Origin of the sequence: Leadbetterella byssophila DSM 17132 (assembly GCF_000166395.1) — a bacterium.
GTDB lineage: Bacteria > Bacteroidota > Bacteroidia > Cytophagales > Spirosomataceae > Leadbetterella > Leadbetterella byssophila.
In genome coordinates this window covers 3,332,795-3,352,051 of the sequence record NC_014655.1, presented here as the reverse complement: position 1 = coordinate 3,352,051, position 19,257 = coordinate 3,332,795, and the positions used below count along the sequence as shown (strand labels likewise).

Here is a 19,257-nt window from a genome sequence, read left to right as displayed (position 1 = left end):
GATAATTTCTTTAAAAAATACAATCCACCTAATTCAGCTCTTTGGTCTACATTTTCCGCCATTTTATTGGATTATAAGGAGTTCCTCATCTTAAAGTCATTCAACACCTGCAAAAGATAAGAATATCTTTCGCTAGGTAAAACGTCTCTTAAACTTCTAGCCACCTTTATCCCGGCCTTCACACCTGCAGAAGGTAATGATTCGAACCTAACTAATATAGATTCCAATGTATCCTCCATAAGTATATAATCTACTATTCCCAGTTCAAGTGCTTTCTGCACATCAAATGGACTGGGATCTAAGCAAAGTTGTAATGCCTGCTTCTCCGGCATACTCCTTAATAAGCCAGCTAAAACCTGAAAAGGGAATAAACCTAACTTTACTTCAGGAAGAATAAACGTAACCTCTTCTTTGGCTAGCACAAAGGTACATTCTCCTATGATTAAGAAACCACCTGCATAAACTGGCCCTTCTAAAACAGCAATACTAGGCTTTATTAACTGACTCATCACTTCTCCTAAAGAAGTATTGCCCGCAGAAGCATCTTCATTAAAAGCTTTTAAGTCCATCCCTGCACAGAACACCGGCCCTTCTGCATTTAAGATCACCACTTTGACCTCTTCATCTGCATTTGCCTCATGAATGGCTGCCTCTATTTCTTTGATCATTAAGGGAGTAAAGGCATTTCTTTTTTCAGGACGAGACAAGGTGATATAAAATCTTTGCCCTTCCTTCTTGCTTTTAATGAACATAAACTAAGCTTTTAAAACTCTCTTGCAGGTTATAGATCTGATCCTCATTTGCACGCTGAAACAATCTTAATAATTCCTCTGAAGGTATATTACCTACTAACTCATTCTGCGCAAATGGACACCCCCCAAATCCCAGAATGGCCCCGTCAAATCTCCTGCAGCCTGCTAAATATGCGGCCATCACTTTTTCCGTGGCTTGGGAGGGTTCTGAGTGCAAATGAACGCTCAAAGGCAAGTCAGGATGAATAGTCAATATCTGAGTTACTAGTTCACTCACTAAAGAAGGATTGGCATTTCCAACCGTATCTGCTAAGGAAATTGAACTAACTCCTAAATCCCAGATCTTTTCCATCCAGCTCAAAACTATCTCCTTATCCCAGGGATCATTGTAGGGATTCCCAAATGCCATGGAAAGGTATACCTCCACCTTCCTATTTTTCCTCAGAACGGCATGAGTTATTTCCTTTAGTCTATCAAAAGACTCTCCGATAGTGCTGTTTCCATTTCTCTTTTGAAAGGTTTCCGAAATGGAAAAAGGATAACCAAACACATCAATCGCCTCATGATTCAAGCCTTCTTCTGCACCTCTTGAATTTAGTACTACAGCCAAAAGCTCTGTGCCATTCTTATCACGAATGGCTTCTGCCACTTTTGCTGTATCTGCCATTTGTGGAACCGCCTTTGGAGAGACAAAACTCCCAAAATCAATTCTATCAAAGCTACCGGATGCTAATAAGGTATTGATATGCCTGACCTTTTCCTCCGTAGGCACGAAAGTATCTACCCCTTGCAGAGCATCTCTTGGGCAATCCGTAATAAAGACCTTATCCATCTTCTAGGAAAGATGACGCGAAATCACCATTTTCTGAATTTCAGAAGTACCTTCTCCTATGGTACATAATTTTGAATCTCTAAAAAACTTCTCGGCAGGATAGTCTTTGGTATAACCATATCCCCCATGAATCTGCACGCTTTCTGTAGCCACTTCCACTGCGGTTTCGGAAGCGAAAAGTTTGGCCATAGCACCGGCTTTGCTCACATTTCCTCCTCCGTTATCTTTAAAATGAGCCGCTTGCCTACATAGTAACTCTGCTGCTTCAATTTTTGTAGCCATTTCTGCTAATTTAAAACTAATGGCCTGAAAATCAAAAATAGGCTTTCCAAACTGTTCTCTCTCTTTCGCATATTTTAAGGCACATTCATACGCTCCTCTTGCAATACCCAAGGACAAAGCGGCTATTGAAATCCTGCCACCATCAAGCAATTGCAAAGCTTGCTTGAAACCGGTACCTTCATCCCCAATCCTTTGGTCCTTATGCACTCTACAATTATCAAAAAACAAACAAGCCGTTTCTGAAGCACGCATACCCAGTTTATTCTCCTTCTTACCGGCAGAAAACCCGGGAGTTCCTTTTTCAATAATGAATGCAGACATCTCTTTGCCCGTCCTTGCTATCACCACCGCCACATCAGAACTAATAGCATGAGTGATAAAGTTCTTTGAACCATTAAGAACATAGTAATCTCCATCCTTCTCTGCCACCGTTCTCATTCCTCCGGCGTCAGAACCGGAAAAGGTTTCCGTTAAACCCCAAGCTCCTAACCATTCTCCACTTGCAAGCCTAGGCAGGTAAAATCTCTTTTGGTCCTCATTTGCAAAACTATAAATGTGATTTGTGCACAATGAATTATGCGCAGCTACGGATAAACCTATAGAACCGCAAACTTTGGAAATCTCATCAAGAATGGTAATATACTCTTGATAACTTAGTCCCGCGCCTCCATAGGATTCTGGAATTACGATCCCCATAAAACCATATTGGCCCATTTTTTTAAATAAGTCTACAGGAAAGTGTTGAGCCTCATCCCATTCCATAACATGGCTACGAATATGAGTTTCTGCAAAGTCCCGTGCACTTTCCCGGATTAAGCTCATGTGGTCTGTTTCAAACATAGTCGGTTGATGATATTGTTATACTATTGATGATATTGCTATACTAATATTTCACAAGTCAAATATCTTAAAAAAATTCATATTTTCTTTAAAAAAAGTGATATTTTTGGAACGAAAGGACTCCAAGTAAATTATATAAGAATGAAAGAATTAATCGCGCAATTAACCGCAAAACGAGAGCGACTTCAGGAAGGTGGAGGTGCAGACAAAATAAAGAAACTAAAAAGCAAGGGAAAACTAACTGCCTGGGAAAGAATAGAATACCTCATCGACAAAGATACGCCATACTTGGAGATAGGCATGTTTGCCGGAGAAGACCTCTACGATGAACCCTGTCCAAATGGCGGAGTAGTAGTGGTTCTAGCCTATGTTTCCTCCAGACTCTGCGTGATCGTCTCAAATGATGCCACAGTGAAGGCCGGGGCATGGTTCCCTATCACCGGAAAAAAGAATCTACGTGCCCAGGAAATAGCTATGGAGAATCATCTGCCTATTATCTATTTAGTAGATTCTGCCGGAGTATATCTTCCTATGCAGGATGAGATATTTCCGGACAAAGAACACTTTGGCAGAATATTCCGAAATAATGCCAGAATGTCCTCTATGGGGATACCTCAAATCTCAGCCATAATGGGAGCTTGTGTAGCGGGAGGAGCTTATCTCCCTATCATGTCTGACTATGCCTTTATCGTTCAAGACTCCGGCTCAGTATTTTTAGCGGGACCCTACCTTGTAAAGTCATCCATTGGAGAAAATGTTGATGCGGAAACCTTAGGTGGAGCATCTACCCATTCTGTCATTTCCGGCGTTACGGATACCAGATTCCCCAATGACGAATCCTGTCTGGATGCTATTAGAGATGTGATGGATAAAATGGGGCATTTCCCTACTGCAGGTTTCAATAGAAAAGAGTCAAAGTCACCAGAAACTAAACCGGAAGAGATACATCAATTGCTGCCATTGGATAGAACCGCCCCCTATGACATGCGTAAAATCCTCTTGGCATTAGTGGATGCCAATACCTGGGAAGAGTATAAACCTGAATACGGCAAAACACTACTCTGTGGTACTGCCAGAATAGACGGCTGGGCAGTGGGAATAGTAACAAATCAAAGAGAGATCGTCAAAGCTACCAAACCGGGAGGAAGCAAAGAACTCCAAATGGGCGGTGTGATCTATAGTGACGCGGCAGATAAGGCCGCGAGGTTTATTATGAACTGTAACCAACAAAGAATCCCCTTAGTCTTTCTTCAAGACGTTACGGGTTTTATGGTAGGTTCTAGATCTGAGCAGGGAGGCATAATAAAAGATGGAGCAAAAATGGTAAATGCCATGGCTAATTCTGTGGTTCCTAAATTCACCTTCATAGTGGGCAATAGCTACGGTGCAGGAAACTATGCCATGTGCGGCAAAGCCTATGATCCACGCTTGATTTACTCTTGGCCTACCGCACAGATGGCTGTAATGAGCGGAGCCTCTGCAGGTAAAACTCTACTGCAGATAAAAGAAGCCACGCTTAAATCAAGAGGAATTAACCTCGAAGAAGCTGACAAAAGCAAATTACTTTCCGAGATTGAAGCTCAATATTCTGCCCAACTAAGCCCGTATTATGCTGCGGCAAGATTATGGGTGGATGGGGTTATTGCACCGGAGGAAACTAGAAAAGTCATCTCACTAGGAATAGAGGCGGCGAATCACTCTCCCATTACTGAAAGATATAATGTAGGTGTACTGCAAACATAAAAAAGGACGGCAATGCCGTCCTTTTAATCTGCTAAGGCGATATGCCCAAACTTTTCTTCCAAATCTACAGGCAGCAGATAATCTGATACCAGTAGCTCATTTTCGTCCGTGTTTATAAAGAAGGATCTCGCTCTCTTTTCCCAACCCGGATACTTGTGTGCAAGTTTTCTTGAGCGATAATACAAGACCCTGTACTTTACAAAGGAATTAACTAATTCAGCAGGATAGGGGTACTCATTAGCTTTCCTAACATCAGCTAAACTTAATTTTCCCGTTTGCTCCACTCCAATAATAGCTTGAAAAGCCTTAATGTTCATAAAATCTTTACCCTCTCCGGCATTGATTAAATGATCAATTAAAACCTCTGCTAGTTCCTGGCTTTTGAAACGATTACCGTGATACTTGTTCCAGTATTCTTTACGGTAAATATTGAGGGCTTCTTGTTTTGAGAAGACTTTGTCTCCCCACAGTGGTTTATGTATCCCGTAACCTGCTCCTTCAAATTTAAGAAGTTTCGGAGCATACTTTTCAAACGAGGCAGCGTGGACTGAAAATGAAAATAGAACTAAAATGAAACATCGAATCATCTTTATTTCTTTTAGTGAAAAATCCTGTCAGGAAATGATCCCTTCAGTCGGCCGACCGGCCTAAATTTTCTCCTTCAAGTGGCCCTGAATTCAAAAACAAAACGCAAAGATACTACAAAATTATATAAAAACCTATGCACACTTCAAAAGTAAGTCCAGATAATCAATAATTTAGACATTTTCATCCACCATATTCCGCACTTTAGAGTCAATGATTACTTTCTCAGGATGTACTAAAACTTCCTTATTGGGAGCAAAAAGCGCAAGGGTATATTCTCCTTCTTCGAGTACCGACAAAAAGAGTCTGGTATTAAAGTCTGAACTGCAGTATTCACCCGTTTTAATCCAATCTAGATACCCTTTTGGATAGTAAAAATCTATTGCAAATAGGAAAGTATTTTGCTCTGATTTGAGAACCAACAAAGCCTCTCTGTCAATGGATTTCCCTTCTATATTCAGTACGGTATGATATCTGCCTGTATCAAAAATCCTACTTTGATCCAAAACAGCCTCAAATCTCTTCTCCAACCCGGTAAATACGTAATCTTCCATATACTTATACCAGGTCACAGCCTCTGCATACATTTTTGGTTGGACATGCCATTGCCTCATTTCATCATAGATTTTTGTTGCAAAATCTATATGTACCGGCCCCATCATATCATACCCTCTGGGCACAGATACAGAGTTTAATCTAATGGCCTGGTCATAATACCGGATAGCATCCTGTTCCCTAAAGGCACTTAGAATATTATGACACAAGAAAAGCACCCATACTAAGCCTTTAAGTAATCGAGGTGTTTTTATCATTTCGCACCACAATAAGATACAAAATACGATAAGCGGAAAGGTAAAAATCTTATATCTCGGATCTAAAAGTGTAAAAAGATATTGATACAAAGAACTTCGCTTTAAAGCTATAGCTACAAGGCTAATGAAGAAGAATAGACCCAATATAAAATAAAGCCTTTGCGAATCTGTTTTCTTTTGACCAAAGAGATAAAAGATGAAACTAGAGAAAGTAAAAACAAGACTCAAGCTTCCAAAGAACAGATATGGCTTTTCTCTTAAATATCCAAAATGAAAATCTACATAATTCCCTAAAATGATAAGAAAAGACTTAAATGTAACAATGCCGTTTTCTGGCAAGTAAAAGAGATGGGGATTTAGTAAATAAAACCCTCCTAAAACCAGGACTAAAAGAACCAACCCACCCAGTATCACTTTTAAGGACGGTCCTTTTTGTGTCAACAAAAAGTCAATCAAGAAAACCGGCAATATCAAGACTGCAGCCGTATTATTAAAAATGCCTAACAGGAAAAACCAGAACACTTTTATATACTCCTTACGGACATAATAATAGGAAGCAAGGAGCACTCCCGCTAAGCCCACATGATAATAAAAGGAGGTATCGTGCCTGAAGGATAAAACATAATACTGAAGATTAAAAATCACCAAAACGATGAGCCCTAAGGCAAAAGGGTTCCTTTTGTCCAGCATTATAAAAGGAAAGGCCAACAAACTCAATTGACCTATAAAAGATAGCAGAGTATAAGGAATAGAACCTGTGAGAGTGAAAATACCGATATTCAACAGTTTTAACACCAATTGTAGACTCTCGTTTTCATTAACAAGAAAAACCTTAAACTTAGCCCAAAAACCAGGAACTTGTAGATAATCAATAACTACCTTGCATATGGTTCTGTACTCGTCTTTGATAGGAAATGCAATGGCATATTTTAGATGTACCCAGTAATAATATCCTATCAGGAAAATTAAGAGTAAGTAATACCCCCACCGTAGCGTTTTCATGATTCATAGTTTCAGTTTTAATAATGGCGTGGTCATAATGGTAGTTAATAATGCCATAAATACCATCATGCCATATATCTCCACATGAATTATTCCTAAATCTAATCCAATATTTAAAACAACGAGCTCCATTAAGCCTCTAGTATTCATCAGCACTCCAATTGAGTAACTGGTTTGTCTATCCAAACCACACCACTTGGCAGCCAAACTACTGCCTAATAATTTCCCTGCTACGGCTACAGCTAGAATCAAAGCAAATCCCCCAATATATTCTAGCCCTATAAATTCTACATCCATCCTTAATCCCGAAGTGGCAAAAAAAAGAGGCAATAGGACCTTAACGGTTAAATCTTCAATCTTACTTAAGATAGTCTTCCGAATAGTTTCAGGAATGACAATGCCCACTAAAAATGCACCAAATAAGGCATGAATCCCCATATATTCGGTCATATAAGCAGAAAGTGACACCAATGTTATCAACAATACACTTCTACCGCCATTCAATACACCGTCATAAAACAGATCTGCTAATTTCGGTTTAACCCACTTTACTAATATCCAAATTAACAGTACACATGCCGGAATAATCATCATTACGCCTAGCAGTGAATCCGAACGAACCCATGCCACTAAGGCCCCTAGCATACACCATGCAGTCACGTCATCTACTGCCGCACAACTGATAGCTAATTCCCCCAATTTAGTCTTAGACAAGCCCTTCTCTTTCACTATCCGGGCAAGTACAGGAAAAGCCGTAATGCTCATGGCCACCCCCATGAACAAGGCAAAATGCCAAAATTCAACCTCTTTCGGGGAGAATCGGGGGTACAGATAAAAAGATATAAGAATACCGCATACAAACGGCACCATAATACTTGTGTGAGAGATAATAATGGAGGTATATCCGCTCTTTTTAAGTCGGCCTATATCTAACTCCATTCCTACCATAAACATGAATAAGATCAAACCGGCTTGGCTGATCAAATGAAGTTCTGGGAGAGATTCCTTAGGAAAAAGGAAATAACTGTAATCGCCTAATAAAACAGGCCCAAGTAAAATACCCGCTAACATCTCACCTACCACAGCGGGCTGACCTAATCGTCTACATAAACTACCAGATAATTTGGTCAAAAAAATGATAAGAATGATCTGGAAAAATAGACGAAAGTCTTCAATAAGAGGAATTAAACAACACCCCAGTAAGATAATATTTACTACTGGGATGTTCTTTTTCATTTGTTCTTAACCTTAGGTTTACCATAATGCCTGTCCCGTTCAAAGGAACTAACATGGCGTTCTTTCTTATTATCGAAGATATCTGATATGGTAATCAGAATTCCTGTTTCTTCCACATCACCGAAATCATCATTTTCAGCGGTTCCAAAAGATTTCATTGTAGAAGATAATCCCATATAGGTATTAATCAATGGAGGAATATTCTCTCCCAATGCCCTTATTTTGGAATTTAAAATTCTATACCCTTCCTTATAATCTAAACCATGGAAAATTCCATCATAGACACTTAAGTCCGTTGTAAACCCTAAAGGGCGGATAGGCCACACTAATCTATCAGGATCCGGGAAGTAGTGATTCATAAAATACAATAGCAGGTCCCGAGCTTCCTTATTATAGTGAGGATACATGGTCACTTTACCAAACAGATATTTGATATCCGGATTGAGCACTATAATAGCACCTAAACCGTCCCACAAATTGTCTAAAGAAAACAATCCTTTCCTATTATCTTTCCCAGGCTGAAACTTAGGCTGCACAAAAGACCTTCCAAGTTCTATTGTATAGGGCAAATACTCTTTAATAAACTTCTCAGAGAAGTGGAAATAATGTGCTGTAGAGAGATTATACACTCCATGCGCGTTCACACTGGCGTCCCTTCCTCTGATCAATCGATAACCCGCCACAATCTCCTCTTCTTCAGGATCCCAAGTAATCAGTTGATCATAGGCATCTACACAGGTATCATTTTCATCTATATCTACGGCTAATCCTGTACCACCTCCGGCAGCTCTAAAAGTCAACTCTCTCAACCTCCCAATCTCCATCACCGTATTCGGCTGACGGTGGTGATTAACTAAATGAACTTCGATATTACCATAATTGGTGTATCGAAGAAACGTACTCTCATTTAATTCTCTTTTTAAGATATCTCTATCAATCGGCGCTAAAATCTCCTGCATATATGTTCAAGTTATGCCATAGCATAAACAATGTCTTTGATTCGATCAGCCCACTCTTGGTCAGAGCGACTGTCATTTAATTCTTCGTAAGGGATAGGCTTCCCAATGTGGATAGTTACGGTCTTGTTGCGTTGTGAAAACATTTCGTCTGCCAGGTAAAACATCTCAATATTTACACCTATTCCTATATTGCGACGAAATCTCGCTAAATTATAAAAAAAGTCTGAATTACGCCCCTCTATGTAAACGGGAATAATTACTTTTTTGAATTTTCTTGCTTTAGTAACGAAACTCTTTTTCCAGTCCAAATCCTTAATCACCCCATTCTTCCTCTTCCTTGAAACCAAGCCCGCCGGAAACACTAACATGGCTTGATCACTGGCATAGGTTTCGTCTATCAATTTCATGGCATCTCTGGCCTGTTTTCCATGCTTATTAATAGGAATAAACAAAGGCCCCAGATTCTTTATGTTCATTAAAATATCATTCACCAGGAACTTGATATCTTTTCTATACCTTCCTAATGCATGCATAAAAGCTATGCCATCTAAACCTCCTAATGGATGGTTAGATGCAAATACGGCACCTCCTATGGCGGGAATATTCTCCTCTCCCTTCAAGATCACCTTGACGTTCAGTTCCTGTGTGATTAAGGCGTCTACAAAATCTAAGCCCTCTAAATGACCGATATTAGCCATTACCTCATTAATATCGTCCTCATGCACGATACGCTCAACATAACGTAATAAGGGTCCGGGTAGCCATTTCAATAATGCAGGGTTCTTTTTCTTAATAACCTCCCGAATCACAATATACTTTTCCATCTAAATCCTGTTCTGCCCATTCTAAAAAACCCCAAAAGTTACGGCTATTTTATGAAAATATAGCAGACAGTCCTACAGAAAACCTTTATTTTAATGGTGCCCCAACTTCCAAATCGCAGGTATGCCAAGGCTGACCGTGCGGCGGATTAAACTGAGGCTTAGGACCTACAGGTACAGAAGTATTGATGGGTTGATTCAATATAGAGGTACTGGCAGGCATCACAGGTGTAGGCCTATCCGGGATCTCCTGCACAGGTTCAGGTAATTCGCCCACTTGAGGTAATGGCGCTCCTACTGCTATTTCACAAATATGTCCTGGCTCACCGTGAGGAGGATTTAACTTAACTCCTGGCTGAACCGGATTAGCCGTAGTGTAGGTAGTGGGAGCGTCAGAAAAGTTACTAGCAGTAGAGCTTTCTATAGCGCTTGGTTGGGAAGTGTTTTCCTCCGCCTTTTTCTGGCAGGCAGTAAAGACTACTACTAATGCCCCTATCCAGATCTTTCTCATATATAAGTTTTTTTTCATTGGTCTATGCTAAAATCATACCAAAGTCAACCAAAAATCCAAAGACTCCGGATTTCTAACTGCATCAATACTAACTGCTTTTTCTTTATTATAACCCATCAATATCTTCTTCACCGGCAGCTCCATCTTTTTCCCACTCCAGGTATAAGGTATATCAGGTACTTGCAAGATCTTATCAGGCACATGCCTAGGAGTATATCTGGTCTTTAACCTGCTTTTGATATCTTTCTCCAACTTTGCACTTAATTTCCCTTCCACCTTTACATACAAATGCATTTGAGAACTACCATCTTTCTGTTCTATACATACCACTAAACTATCCTGAACTAGGTCTTCTATGGCATTGTATATTTCAGCAGTTCCAATTCTTACCCCCCCTCTGTTTAGTGTCGCATCAGACCTACCATAAATGATCACTCCTCCATTCTCCGTAAACTTTATCCAGTCTCCATGACACCAAACCCCGGGATACTTTTCGAAATAAGATTCCAGATACTTCACATTTCCCTCGTCATTCCAGAAATACAAAGGCATGGAAGGCATGGGCAACTTAATCACCAGTTCCCCTACTTCATTTTTAACTCCCTGCCCCTCGTCATTCCAAGCTTCTATATCTGAACCTAAGGAAACACACTGAATCTCTCCGGAATGTACCTCTAAGCTTGGACATCCCGTCAGGAATGCTGAACATACATCTGTCCCACCACTCAATGAGATGATTTGTGTTTCAGGAAGCTTCCTTTGTAACCATTCAAAGGTTTCAGGTGGAAGAGGAGAGCCCGTTGAACCTAAGGTTTTTAATTTATCCAAAGAAAATTGCACCTCTCTCTTGGCACAAGTTATATAATACGCAGCTCCAGCACCAAAATGATCCAATTTAACCTCCTGAGCAAATTTCCAAACTGCCCCTAAAGAAGGGTAAGACAAAGATCCTTCATAGATACACAAAGTAGCACCACATAACAGTGAACTAACTGCGTAATTCCACATCATCCATCCCGTAGTACTATACCACATAAATCGGTCTCCTTCTTGTACATTTTGATGTAGGGCCAAAGCCTTAAAATGCTCCAAAAGATTCCCCCCAGTACTATGCGTGATGGCTTTAGGCTTTCCCGTTGTACCCGAAGAATAAAGAATCCAAATAGGATGATCAAAGGGCACTCTGGCAAATTGTAATTCTCCATTTTTCGGAGCAAGTGCCAAGATTGACCTCCACTTTAGATCCTGAACTACAACTACATCTTCTATACTGGCTATCTTCTCTGCCAGCTCCTTGATTATCGCACTTTTTCTAAAGGTCTTACCATTGTAATGATAAACCTTATCGGCAAATAACATTTTAGGAGAAATCTGTTCAAAACGCTCTAATATACTGTCTGCTCCAAAGTCGGGAGAGCAACAAGACCATATAGCACCTACAGAATTTACCGCTAAAAATATAGCTAAAGCCTCCGGTGTATTGTTCAGCACTCCCACCACCCTATCTCCTACACCTATTCCGTTCCTCTTCAAGTAGATTTGCACGGCCAAGACCATGTGCTTTAACTCTTGCCAACTCACCTCTCTTATTTCTGTGGTTTCACTTTTAAAGATCAGAGCAGGTCTATCAGGACTATATTGCCTAAAAATATGCTCGGAATAAGAGATTTCTGCACCTTTAAACCAAGAAGTACCTATGAAAAGATGCTCCCCTCTTTTCATCACATGTTCGTAACCAGAACTAGAAATTACCTTAAAGTATTCATAAATATCAGCCCAAAAATCCTCAGGAGACTGGATAGACCAAGCATGAAGCTCCTGATAATGATTAAAAGTGAGTGAATGTTTCTTTTCTACAAACTTTTGAAAAGCGGTCATTTCAGACCTGGAAATGTAGTCTGTTGAAGGTGTCCAAAGTTTCATTTATACTAGCGATTAAAATAAGAGTATTCCTAGAAAAGCACCGACAATCGGTCCGAATAACGGAACCCAGGCATAAGACCACTCACTCCCTCCTTTCCCCTTTATAGGCAAAAGAAAATGAGCTAAACGGGGTGCAATATCCCTAGCCGGGTTGATGGCATATCCTGTGGTTCCTCCTAATGCGTTCCCTATAACAAATACAAGCATACCTACTAAAAAGGGCTTCAGCCCCGAACCATCTGTACTATAGATACTTCCCGCCCCTACCATGAGCACAAAGGTTCCACTCATCTCTGCATAAAAATTTGAAGGTCCGTGTTTGATGGCCGGACTAGTAGCAAAAACGGAAAGCTTATTGCCTTTATCTTCTGTCACTTCCCAGTGAGGATAATAAAAAAGGTAAGTAGAAACAGCACCGAGAAAGGCACCGGCAAACTGGGCAAGAATATAAGAAGGAACATGAGACCACTCCCCGTTTTTCCAGGCAAACGCCAAAGTCAACGCCGGATTCAAATGCGCGTCTTCACTGCCGAACTTTTGAGCCACAAAAATGCCAGTCATTACGGCAAGCCCCCACGCAGTGGTGATAAGAATTAATCCGGCATTCTGTCCCTTTGTGCCTTTAAGTAAAATATTTGCTACTACAGATTCACCTAAGAAGATTAAAATAAAGGTTCCTAGAAACTCGCCCAGGATTGGAGAAGCTTGCATAAATGTCAGGTAAATTTAAGGTTGTTTTATGGAGCAATTTAGTAATTTTGCAACTTAATATCCAATTTATGTCTTCAAATTCCTTAACAGCCGTTTCACCGGTAGACGGACGATACAGCAGACAGTCCGCTGACTTGAAAAATTATTTTTCAGAGTTCGGTTTAATCAAGTATAGAGTACGTGTAGAAATTGAGTACTTCATAGCCCTTTGTGAACTTCCATTGGAGCAATTGAAGGCTTTCCCTCATGACCTTTTCCCTACACTTAGAAAGATCTATTTGGACTTTACGGAAGAAGACGCTCTGGCCATCAAGGAAATTGAAAAAACCACCAATCATGACGTTAAGGCGGTAGAGTATTTTATCAAGTCCAAATTTGAAGCAATGGGAATTTCGGAACATGCTGAATTCATCCATTTCGGACTTACCTCTCAAGACATCAATAATACGGCTATACCTCTTTCCATGAAAGAAGCACATGAAGCCGTTTTAGCTCCGGCATTCACTGAAGTACTTGATAAACTAAAAAGCTTTGTTGAAGAATGGAAGGAAGTTTCCATGCTGGCACGTACGCATGGACAACCCGCATCTCCTACCCGCTTAGGTAAGGAAATTCAGGTTTTCGCGGAAAGATTAGAAAAGCAGTGGAACCTTCTACAATATGTAGAATATGCGGCCAAATTTGGAGGAGCCACAGGAAACTTCAATGCTCACCATGTAGCTTATCCCAAAATAGACTGGAAAGCATTTGGAAATAACTTTGTCAATAAAAATCTAGGATTATACAGAAGCCAAACCACCACTCAGATCGAACATTACGATTTCCTGGCAGCTTACTTTGATAATCTAAAACGTATAAATACTATTCTTTTGGACTTTGCTAGAGATGTATGGCAATACGTTTCTATGAATTATTTCAAACAAAAGATCAAAGCCGGAGAGGTAGGTTCTTCTGCCATGCCGCATAAGGTTAATCCCATAGACTTTGAAAATGCCGAAGGAAATTTAGGTATTGCGAATGCCCTATTCGAGCATTTCTCAGCCAAACTACCTATCTCACGTTTGCAAAGAGATTTAACAGATTCTACTGTTCTTAGAAACATTGGAGTGCCTTTAGCGCATACCCTTATTGCCTTGAAATCCCTATTGAAAGGTATGAATAAGTTGGAATTAAATCCAACTGCCATACAGCATGACTTAGAAGAAAACTGGGCAGTAGTAGCAGAAGCTATTCAAACAGTCCTCAGAAGAGAAGGTTTCCCTAAACCATACGAAGCGCTTAAAGAGCTTACTCGTAAGAACGAAAAGGTAACAGAAGCCTCTATCAAAGCCTTCATTGAAGACCTCAAGATCTCAGAAAAGACAAAATATGAGTTGAAGCAAATCACTCCATTTAACTATACCGGAATTTAAACATGTAGACCTGCCTTCCCGGCAGGTCTTTCTTTTATCGGTAAAATCCCTCCATTCATCGATAAACTACTTAACCTTTAACGAATACCTCTGTTCGGGCTTTTCCTACTAGCATAATTTTGAAGAAAAAATTTACAATTATGAAAAGCCAAAGCAATGCTACCTACTTCTGGGCCTTAATTTTCATAGCTGGAGGAGGAATCTTCTTAATGAGAAATTTTGGTCTTCTGGATTTTAACATTCCGGTTAAAATCATCAGTTGGAGATTAATTCCCTTGATCATCGGGATCAACGCTCTTTTAAAGAAAGACTACTTTTCAGGCATAATAGGTGTGGCTGTGTCCATAATATTCTACATTCCTGATTTCCTTAGCCCTGAAGAAAAACAACAATATTATAAGCTATGGCCTTTGCTTTTAGTGGGAATAGGAGCCGCTATCTTATCTCAGAAATTCTTCCCTAATTCCTGCAAAAATTACGGTCCAACTTACGATGATTATGACCAAAATACCATTTCTGAATCCAACTTCCTGGCGGGTTCATCAAAGAAGATGTTCACTAAAGGCTTTAAAGGTGGTAATATCAACTGTGTAATGGGTGGATCTGAAATTGACTTAACAGAAGCTGAACTTGCAGATAATGCAGTACTTAAAGTATTCATCCTTATGGGTGGAGTAGGATTAAAAGTTCCAAAAGAATGGAACGTAAAATTTGATCTACTTCCTATATTAGGTGGTGCAGAAGACAAGATCACTAAGTACCCTGAAAACACAGTAAAAACAGACAAAACCCTTGTGATCAGTGGTAATGTGGTAATGGGTGGTGTAGAAATCAAAAGAGTTTAAGCATGGAACATCCCATTTTGAAAGACAGAAACCGAATGCTCATCTACTTCTCCTTGTGGATAGCGGTGGCTGTCTTTCAATTTGTTTTTCTCAGAGCTGATTTCCCTAGTCATCCTTTCCTGATAGGCTTCAGTTCTTTGTTCCAAAATTTATTCCTAGGCACTATTCTTCTAAGTGGGTGGTATGGATTAAGATATCTTAGATGGGAAACGCAGAAACCTATTCAGTTCATAGCAAATCACCTAATGTATATGGTCATCTTCAGCTTCCTTTGGATAACCATCTGCAATATCTTTGATCGAATTGTTCTAGATGATATCCTTCTGGATTACAAAATACGAATTAGACCCCTAAGAAATATTCTCTGCTTATTTTCTTATCTTCTTTTCGTGGCCTTTATGTATCTGGATTCCTACTACACCTCCTTTCAGGAAAAAATGGATAATGAGAGAAGACTACAGGAAATAGTAAAAGAAGCTGAACTCAACCTCTTGAAGACCCAAATGAATCCGCATTTCATCTTCAATAGCCTCAATTCCATCAGCTCCCTAACCCTGCTGAATCCGGAAAAGGCCCAGGAGATGATCATTCGCCTTTCAGATTTTTTAAGGTATACCGTATCTTCTACAAAGATCCAGAAGGTGACCTTAAAGAAAGAACTTGAAATGTGTAAAGCATACTTAGATATAGAAAAGATAAGATTCGGAAATAAGATCATTTTGCAGATCAAAGAATCAGAAGGGACTGAAGATTATCTCATTCCGGCCATGATTTTACAAACCCTATTTGAAAACGCCTTGAAACATGGAATATACAACTCTCTTAAACCGGAGACACTATTCTTTTCTACAGATTTAGTAGATAACCGACTGCTCATTAAGATTGAAAACACCTTTGATCCGGAGTCCCAAATAAAAAAAGGAACAGGTACCGGGTTAAAAAATGTGCGTGACCGCCTAGACCTACTCTACGATAAAAACGCGTTAATGGACACAGAAATCTTAGAGAATTGCTTTAAAGTAACCTTAAATCTCCCTGCTCAAACTCATGAAAATTAAAACCCTAATTATAGATGACGAAGAACTAGCTAGAACTTTAATTAAAAAGTTCCTAGAAGATCAGAACGATATTGAGATAATTGGCGAAGCCGCTGATGGATTTGAAGGTTTAAAACTGATCCAAAATCTTCAGCCAGACCTCCTTTTCCTGGACATTCAAATGCCGAAACTTACAGGACTGGAGATGTTGGAATTATTACCCAAGCCTCCTGTTACCATCTTCTCGACCGCCTATGATCAATACGCCATTGAAGCCTTTGAAAAGAATGCAGTAGACTACCTATTAAAACCCTATTCTAAAGATCGCCTTCTTAAGGCTTTGGACAAAGCAAAAGAAAAATGGCAAAGAAATGAAAGTCCTAAGATTCCTGAAATACCATTGAAAGATGCAGGATCAAGAAGAGTAGTCATAAAAAATGGCACTAAAATAGAAATGATCCCTTATCAGGACATTCACTACATAGAGACTTATGGAGATTACGTGTGGATACACACTGAATCCGGGAAGTACCTCAAACAAAGAACCATGAAAGAATTCGAGAACGTACTTGGAGCAGACTTTCTAAGAGTACATCGCTCATACTTGGTCAACACGTCCTGTATTCAGAAATTGGAGCTGTATGAGAAATCATCCTATCTACTGGTGCTAAAAAGTGGGGGTAAACTGGCAGTAAGTAAAACAGGGTACAAACTATTAAAGGATCATTTAGGCTGGTAATTGCTTTACCAACTGACTCATCTGATAGGTATTCTCTGCCAAACTCTTCAGAGCCTTTACCTGATCTAAAATCATCCTGCCTTCTTGTAGTTTTGCACTGGTGTCCGTATCATGAATCTGATCCTCTAATTCTGACTCGTGGAGCTTTGCCAAATTGTAATAATACTTATCCAATTGTTCCAAAGCTTGAAGAGGATCCTTTTCAGCCGGCACATTATTACCAATCCCTTCCATGACATTCGCTGCCATACGTAATTGATCCATGATATAACGCATCACAGATTTAAACTCTTCAGACATCTGTGTAGTTTGATGATTTTGAATATATGTAGAGTACGCAGCAATTCCTTTTAACATAGAATGACAAAGCAAAACCAATGCATAAGTATTACTCAATAAACTTCGCTTTGACTTGGGATCATCCTTCATCCTTTGAAAAGCTTCGTACAAGTTGCCGTTCTTCACAAAGGCATCTTTTCTGAGCAACTTAAATTCAGTATCCACTGCCTCTTTCGTCTCATAAATCCTATTCACGGCCGTTAAGTACCTTCGGTTCGCATTGATGGATTTCCTTATAGCCGTAAATATGTTTTCCTTCTCCCAGACTGGAAATATGAAATAGATCACAAATAAAGCAATCAATGAGCCTATGAAGGTAAAAAACACCCTATCTAGTATGAGATCAAAAGACCTTCCTGTAAAGGCTACATATAGGAGTATGATGGCCAAAGTGATATAGGTAGAAGCCAGAAAATATCTGCTTGCTACATATGAAAAACCTAAGGTCATGCTAATCCCCGCCAATCCCAGAAGTGCAGGCCGGTAATCTGTAATATAAACTATCAACAAAGTAATGACCCCTCCTAACAGAGTTCCTCCAATTCTATCAAACGCCCTAGATCTTGTTAATCCATAGTTAGGTCGAAGCACCACAATACAGGTAGCAATGATCCAAGAGGCATGATCATCACTGATCACGTTCTGCAGAAGGAAACAAATCCCTATGGCCACACATAAACGTATAGAATGTTTAAATATGGCAGAATCAAAATTGAGGTTAGTGAGAAGAATCTTGTACGAATAATCTTGAGTAGTGATAAACTTCGCTTCACCCTGAGCTCCCATCTTATCCGTAAAGATCAGATTTTCATAATGCTTGCTGATCACACTCAAACGGTTCAACTGACGATTCTTCAAATCTATCAGGGTTCTTAAGATCAAAAGACGGTCATGCGCCTCCTTTGACCTACTTCTTAGCAGAGGTTTTAAATTCTCTTCGGCTTGTAATAATTTCTCTTGTAGTTCTGGATTTAAGGTAAACTTCCTATTCAATCTCAACAATTCACTCAGCCTCTCCAGCTCAGCAGCCATCAAAAGGGTAAACTCCCTGTAAGGCTTAACCAAAGGTTCTGTTCCATCAAAATGCTCTCTGGCTAGCTCCAAGTCATGACTTGCAGCCAGAGTAGTTTCAAACAGATCTATAACCTCCTTGAATATCAGGTATTGTCTACGAATCTTATTGGAGGTTAATAATCTACCGTCTTTGATCAACAGCACTGACCTCAGTACTTCATGGAAAGTATTGAGCTTACTTTCAATCTGTAAGATATCAGCTTCCAAATCCTCTGAATCCCAGACCTGCTGCTCTAACTTTCGAAAATAATCCGCCGTCAGTTCCACACAATCTGCCAACATACTTTGGATATGATGACTTTGGTAGAAGAACTGACTAATTCCTGACAAAATGATGTAAATAATCCCACCTACTAAAACATAGAGCAGACTTTCTATGTTTGAAAAGCCAAAAGCATGAATACCATAACTGGATACTATGGCAAATAATCCCCCAAAGGAAATATTCCCCCCTCGAAGACCATATACAGCTAACATAGAAGTGATGAAGACGAAAATCATCATCACCGTGAAATGAAGCCAGTCGGGAGTATAAAAAAGACCTAAATGTATAGCTAGAACGAGAAAACTCCAGGCAAAACCAAGTATAATGCCTATCACCCTATGCCTCTGGCTTCCTTCAATATTTGGAAAGTAAGCAAATAATGCCCCAATACTTATGGGAAAAACGGCCTTGTAGTTATGTGTGTAGTAGCCCCATACCAATGCCACACCTAACATTAAGCAGAGTACTACCGACTTAAAAAAGTCAAATGAAAGTATGTGTTTGTTGGCACTATGCAGCACGGCTATTGAAACTACC

General features: G+C 39.8%; 17 protein-coding genes. 5 read left to right on the top strand and 12 right to left on the bottom strand.

The genetic code is table 11. The features are described 5' to 3' along the window. Positions 1–71: 71 nt before the first annotated feature. The 3 genes from LBYS_RS14855 to LBYS_RS14845 are packed head-to-tail and all read right to left on the bottom strand — an operon-like array spanning position 72 to position 2,706. Positions 72–752: an enoyl-CoA hydratase-related protein gene (locus LBYS_RS14855; RefSeq protein WP_013409667.1), complete on the bottom strand. Its 681-nt coding sequence runs from the start codon at positions 750–752 to the stop codon at positions 72–74. Further along, entirely contained in the window at positions 742–1,584 is an 843-nt protein-coding gene (locus LBYS_RS14850) for a hydroxymethylglutaryl-CoA lyase (protein WP_013409666.1), read from the bottom strand. Before LBYS_RS14850 ends, LBYS_RS14855 begins: the two co-directional genes overlap by 11 nt. 3 nt (positions 1,585–1,587) lie before the next feature. Next, complete coding sequence (locus LBYS_RS14845) at positions 1,588–2,706, bottom strand: acyl-CoA dehydrogenase family protein (protein WP_013409665.1); 1,119 nt, start codon at positions 2,704–2,706, stop codon at positions 1,588–1,590. 141 nt (positions 2,707–2,847) lie between these two features. On the opposite strand from LBYS_RS14845, the gene LBYS_RS14840 reads away from it, so the two are divergent. Continuing rightward, on the top strand, positions 2,848–4,449 hold the full coding sequence (locus tag LBYS_RS14840; RefSeq protein WP_013409664.1) for an acyl-CoA carboxylase subunit beta: 1,602 nt from the start codon (positions 2,848–2,850) through the stop codon (positions 4,447–4,449). A 23-nt stretch (positions 4,450–4,472) separates the two neighbouring features. Here the strand turns inward: LBYS_RS14840 and LBYS_RS14835 are convergent, their stop codons facing one another. The 8 genes from LBYS_RS14835 to LBYS_RS14800 form a co-directional block, all read right to left on the bottom strand. Then, the gene (locus tag LBYS_RS14835; protein WP_013409663.1) at positions 4,473–5,036 is read right to left on the bottom strand and encodes a glycosyl hydrolase 108 family protein; all 564 of its coding nucleotides are present in this window, start codon (positions 5,034–5,036) and stop codon (positions 4,473–4,475) included. A gap of 171 nt (positions 5,037–5,207) precedes the next feature. Beyond that, a complete protein-coding gene (locus tag LBYS_RS14830; protein WP_013409662.1) occupies positions 5,208–6,848 on the bottom strand; it encodes a hypothetical protein in 1,641 nt (546 codons plus the stop codon). Positions 6,849–6,851: 3 nt separating this feature from the next. Beyond that, a complete protein-coding gene (locus LBYS_RS14825; protein ID WP_013409661.1) occupies positions 6,852–8,084 on the bottom strand; it encodes a cation:proton antiporter in 1,233 nt (410 codons plus the stop codon). Further along, positions 8,081–9,043, bottom strand: coding sequence for a glycine N(alpha)-acyltransferase GlsB (gene glsB / locus LBYS_RS14820; protein WP_013409660.1), 963 nt, complete (start codon positions 9,041–9,043; stop codon positions 8,081–8,083). Before glsB ends, LBYS_RS14825 begins: the two co-directional genes overlap by 4 nt. A gap of 11 nt (positions 9,044–9,054) precedes the next feature. Continuing rightward, positions 9,055–9,867 carry a lyso-glycine lipid O-acyltransferase GlsA gene (gene glsA, locus LBYS_RS14815; RefSeq protein WP_013409659.1) on the bottom strand — a complete coding sequence of 271 codons (813 nt, stop codon included), beginning with the start codon at positions 9,865–9,867 and terminating at the stop codon, positions 9,055–9,057. Positions 9,868–9,952: 85 nt separating this feature from the next. After that, complete coding sequence (locus tag LBYS_RS18440) at positions 9,953–10,375, bottom strand: hypothetical protein (RefSeq protein WP_013409658.1); 423 nt, start codon at positions 10,373–10,375, stop codon at positions 9,953–9,955. Between the two features lie 33 nt (positions 10,376–10,408). Beyond that, entirely contained in the window at positions 10,409–12,298 is a 1,890-nt protein-coding gene (locus LBYS_RS14805) for an acetoacetate--CoA ligase (protein WP_013409657.1), read from the bottom strand. Positions 12,299–12,310: 12 nt separating this feature from the next. Next, a complete protein-coding gene (locus tag LBYS_RS14800) occupies positions 12,311–13,009 on the bottom strand; it encodes an MIP/aquaporin family protein (protein ID WP_013409656.1) in 699 nt (232 codons plus the stop codon). A 68-nt stretch (positions 13,010–13,077) separates the two neighbouring features. Between LBYS_RS14800 and purB the strand changes: the two genes are divergently transcribed. The 4 genes from purB to LBYS_RS14780 all read left to right on the top strand — a co-directional run bounded on the left by purB (position 13,078) and on the right by LBYS_RS14780 (position 17,042). Further along, entirely contained in the window at positions 13,078–14,421 is a 1,344-nt protein-coding gene (gene purB / locus LBYS_RS14795) for an adenylosuccinate lyase (RefSeq protein WP_013409655.1), read from the top strand. A 140-nt stretch (positions 14,422–14,561) separates the two neighbouring features. Then, positions 14,562–15,266 (top strand): LiaI-LiaF-like domain-containing protein, encoded by a 705-nt coding sequence (locus LBYS_RS14790; protein ID WP_013409654.1) that lies wholly within the window; start codon positions 14,562–14,564, stop codon positions 15,264–15,266. A gap of 2 nt (positions 15,267–15,268) precedes the next feature. Next, positions 15,269–16,324 carry a sensor histidine kinase gene (locus LBYS_RS18435; protein WP_013409653.1) on the top strand — a complete coding sequence of 352 codons (1,056 nt, stop codon included), beginning with the start codon at positions 15,269–15,271 and terminating at the stop codon, positions 16,322–16,324. After that, positions 16,314–17,042 (top strand): LytR/AlgR family response regulator transcription factor, encoded by a 729-nt coding sequence (locus LBYS_RS14780; RefSeq protein ID WP_013409652.1) that lies wholly within the window; start codon positions 16,314–16,316, stop codon positions 17,040–17,042. Before LBYS_RS18435 ends, LBYS_RS14780 begins: the two co-directional genes overlap by 11 nt. Here the strand turns inward: LBYS_RS14780 and LBYS_RS14775 are convergent. Continuing rightward, positions 17,031–19,166 carry an FUSC family protein gene (locus LBYS_RS14775; RefSeq protein WP_187287899.1) on the bottom strand — a complete coding sequence of 712 codons (2,136 nt, stop codon included), beginning with the start codon at positions 19,164–19,166 and terminating at the stop codon, positions 17,031–17,033. The two genes, LBYS_RS14780 and LBYS_RS14775, sit on opposite strands and share 12 nt — an antisense overlap. Positions 19,167–19,257 lie beyond the last annotated feature (91 nt).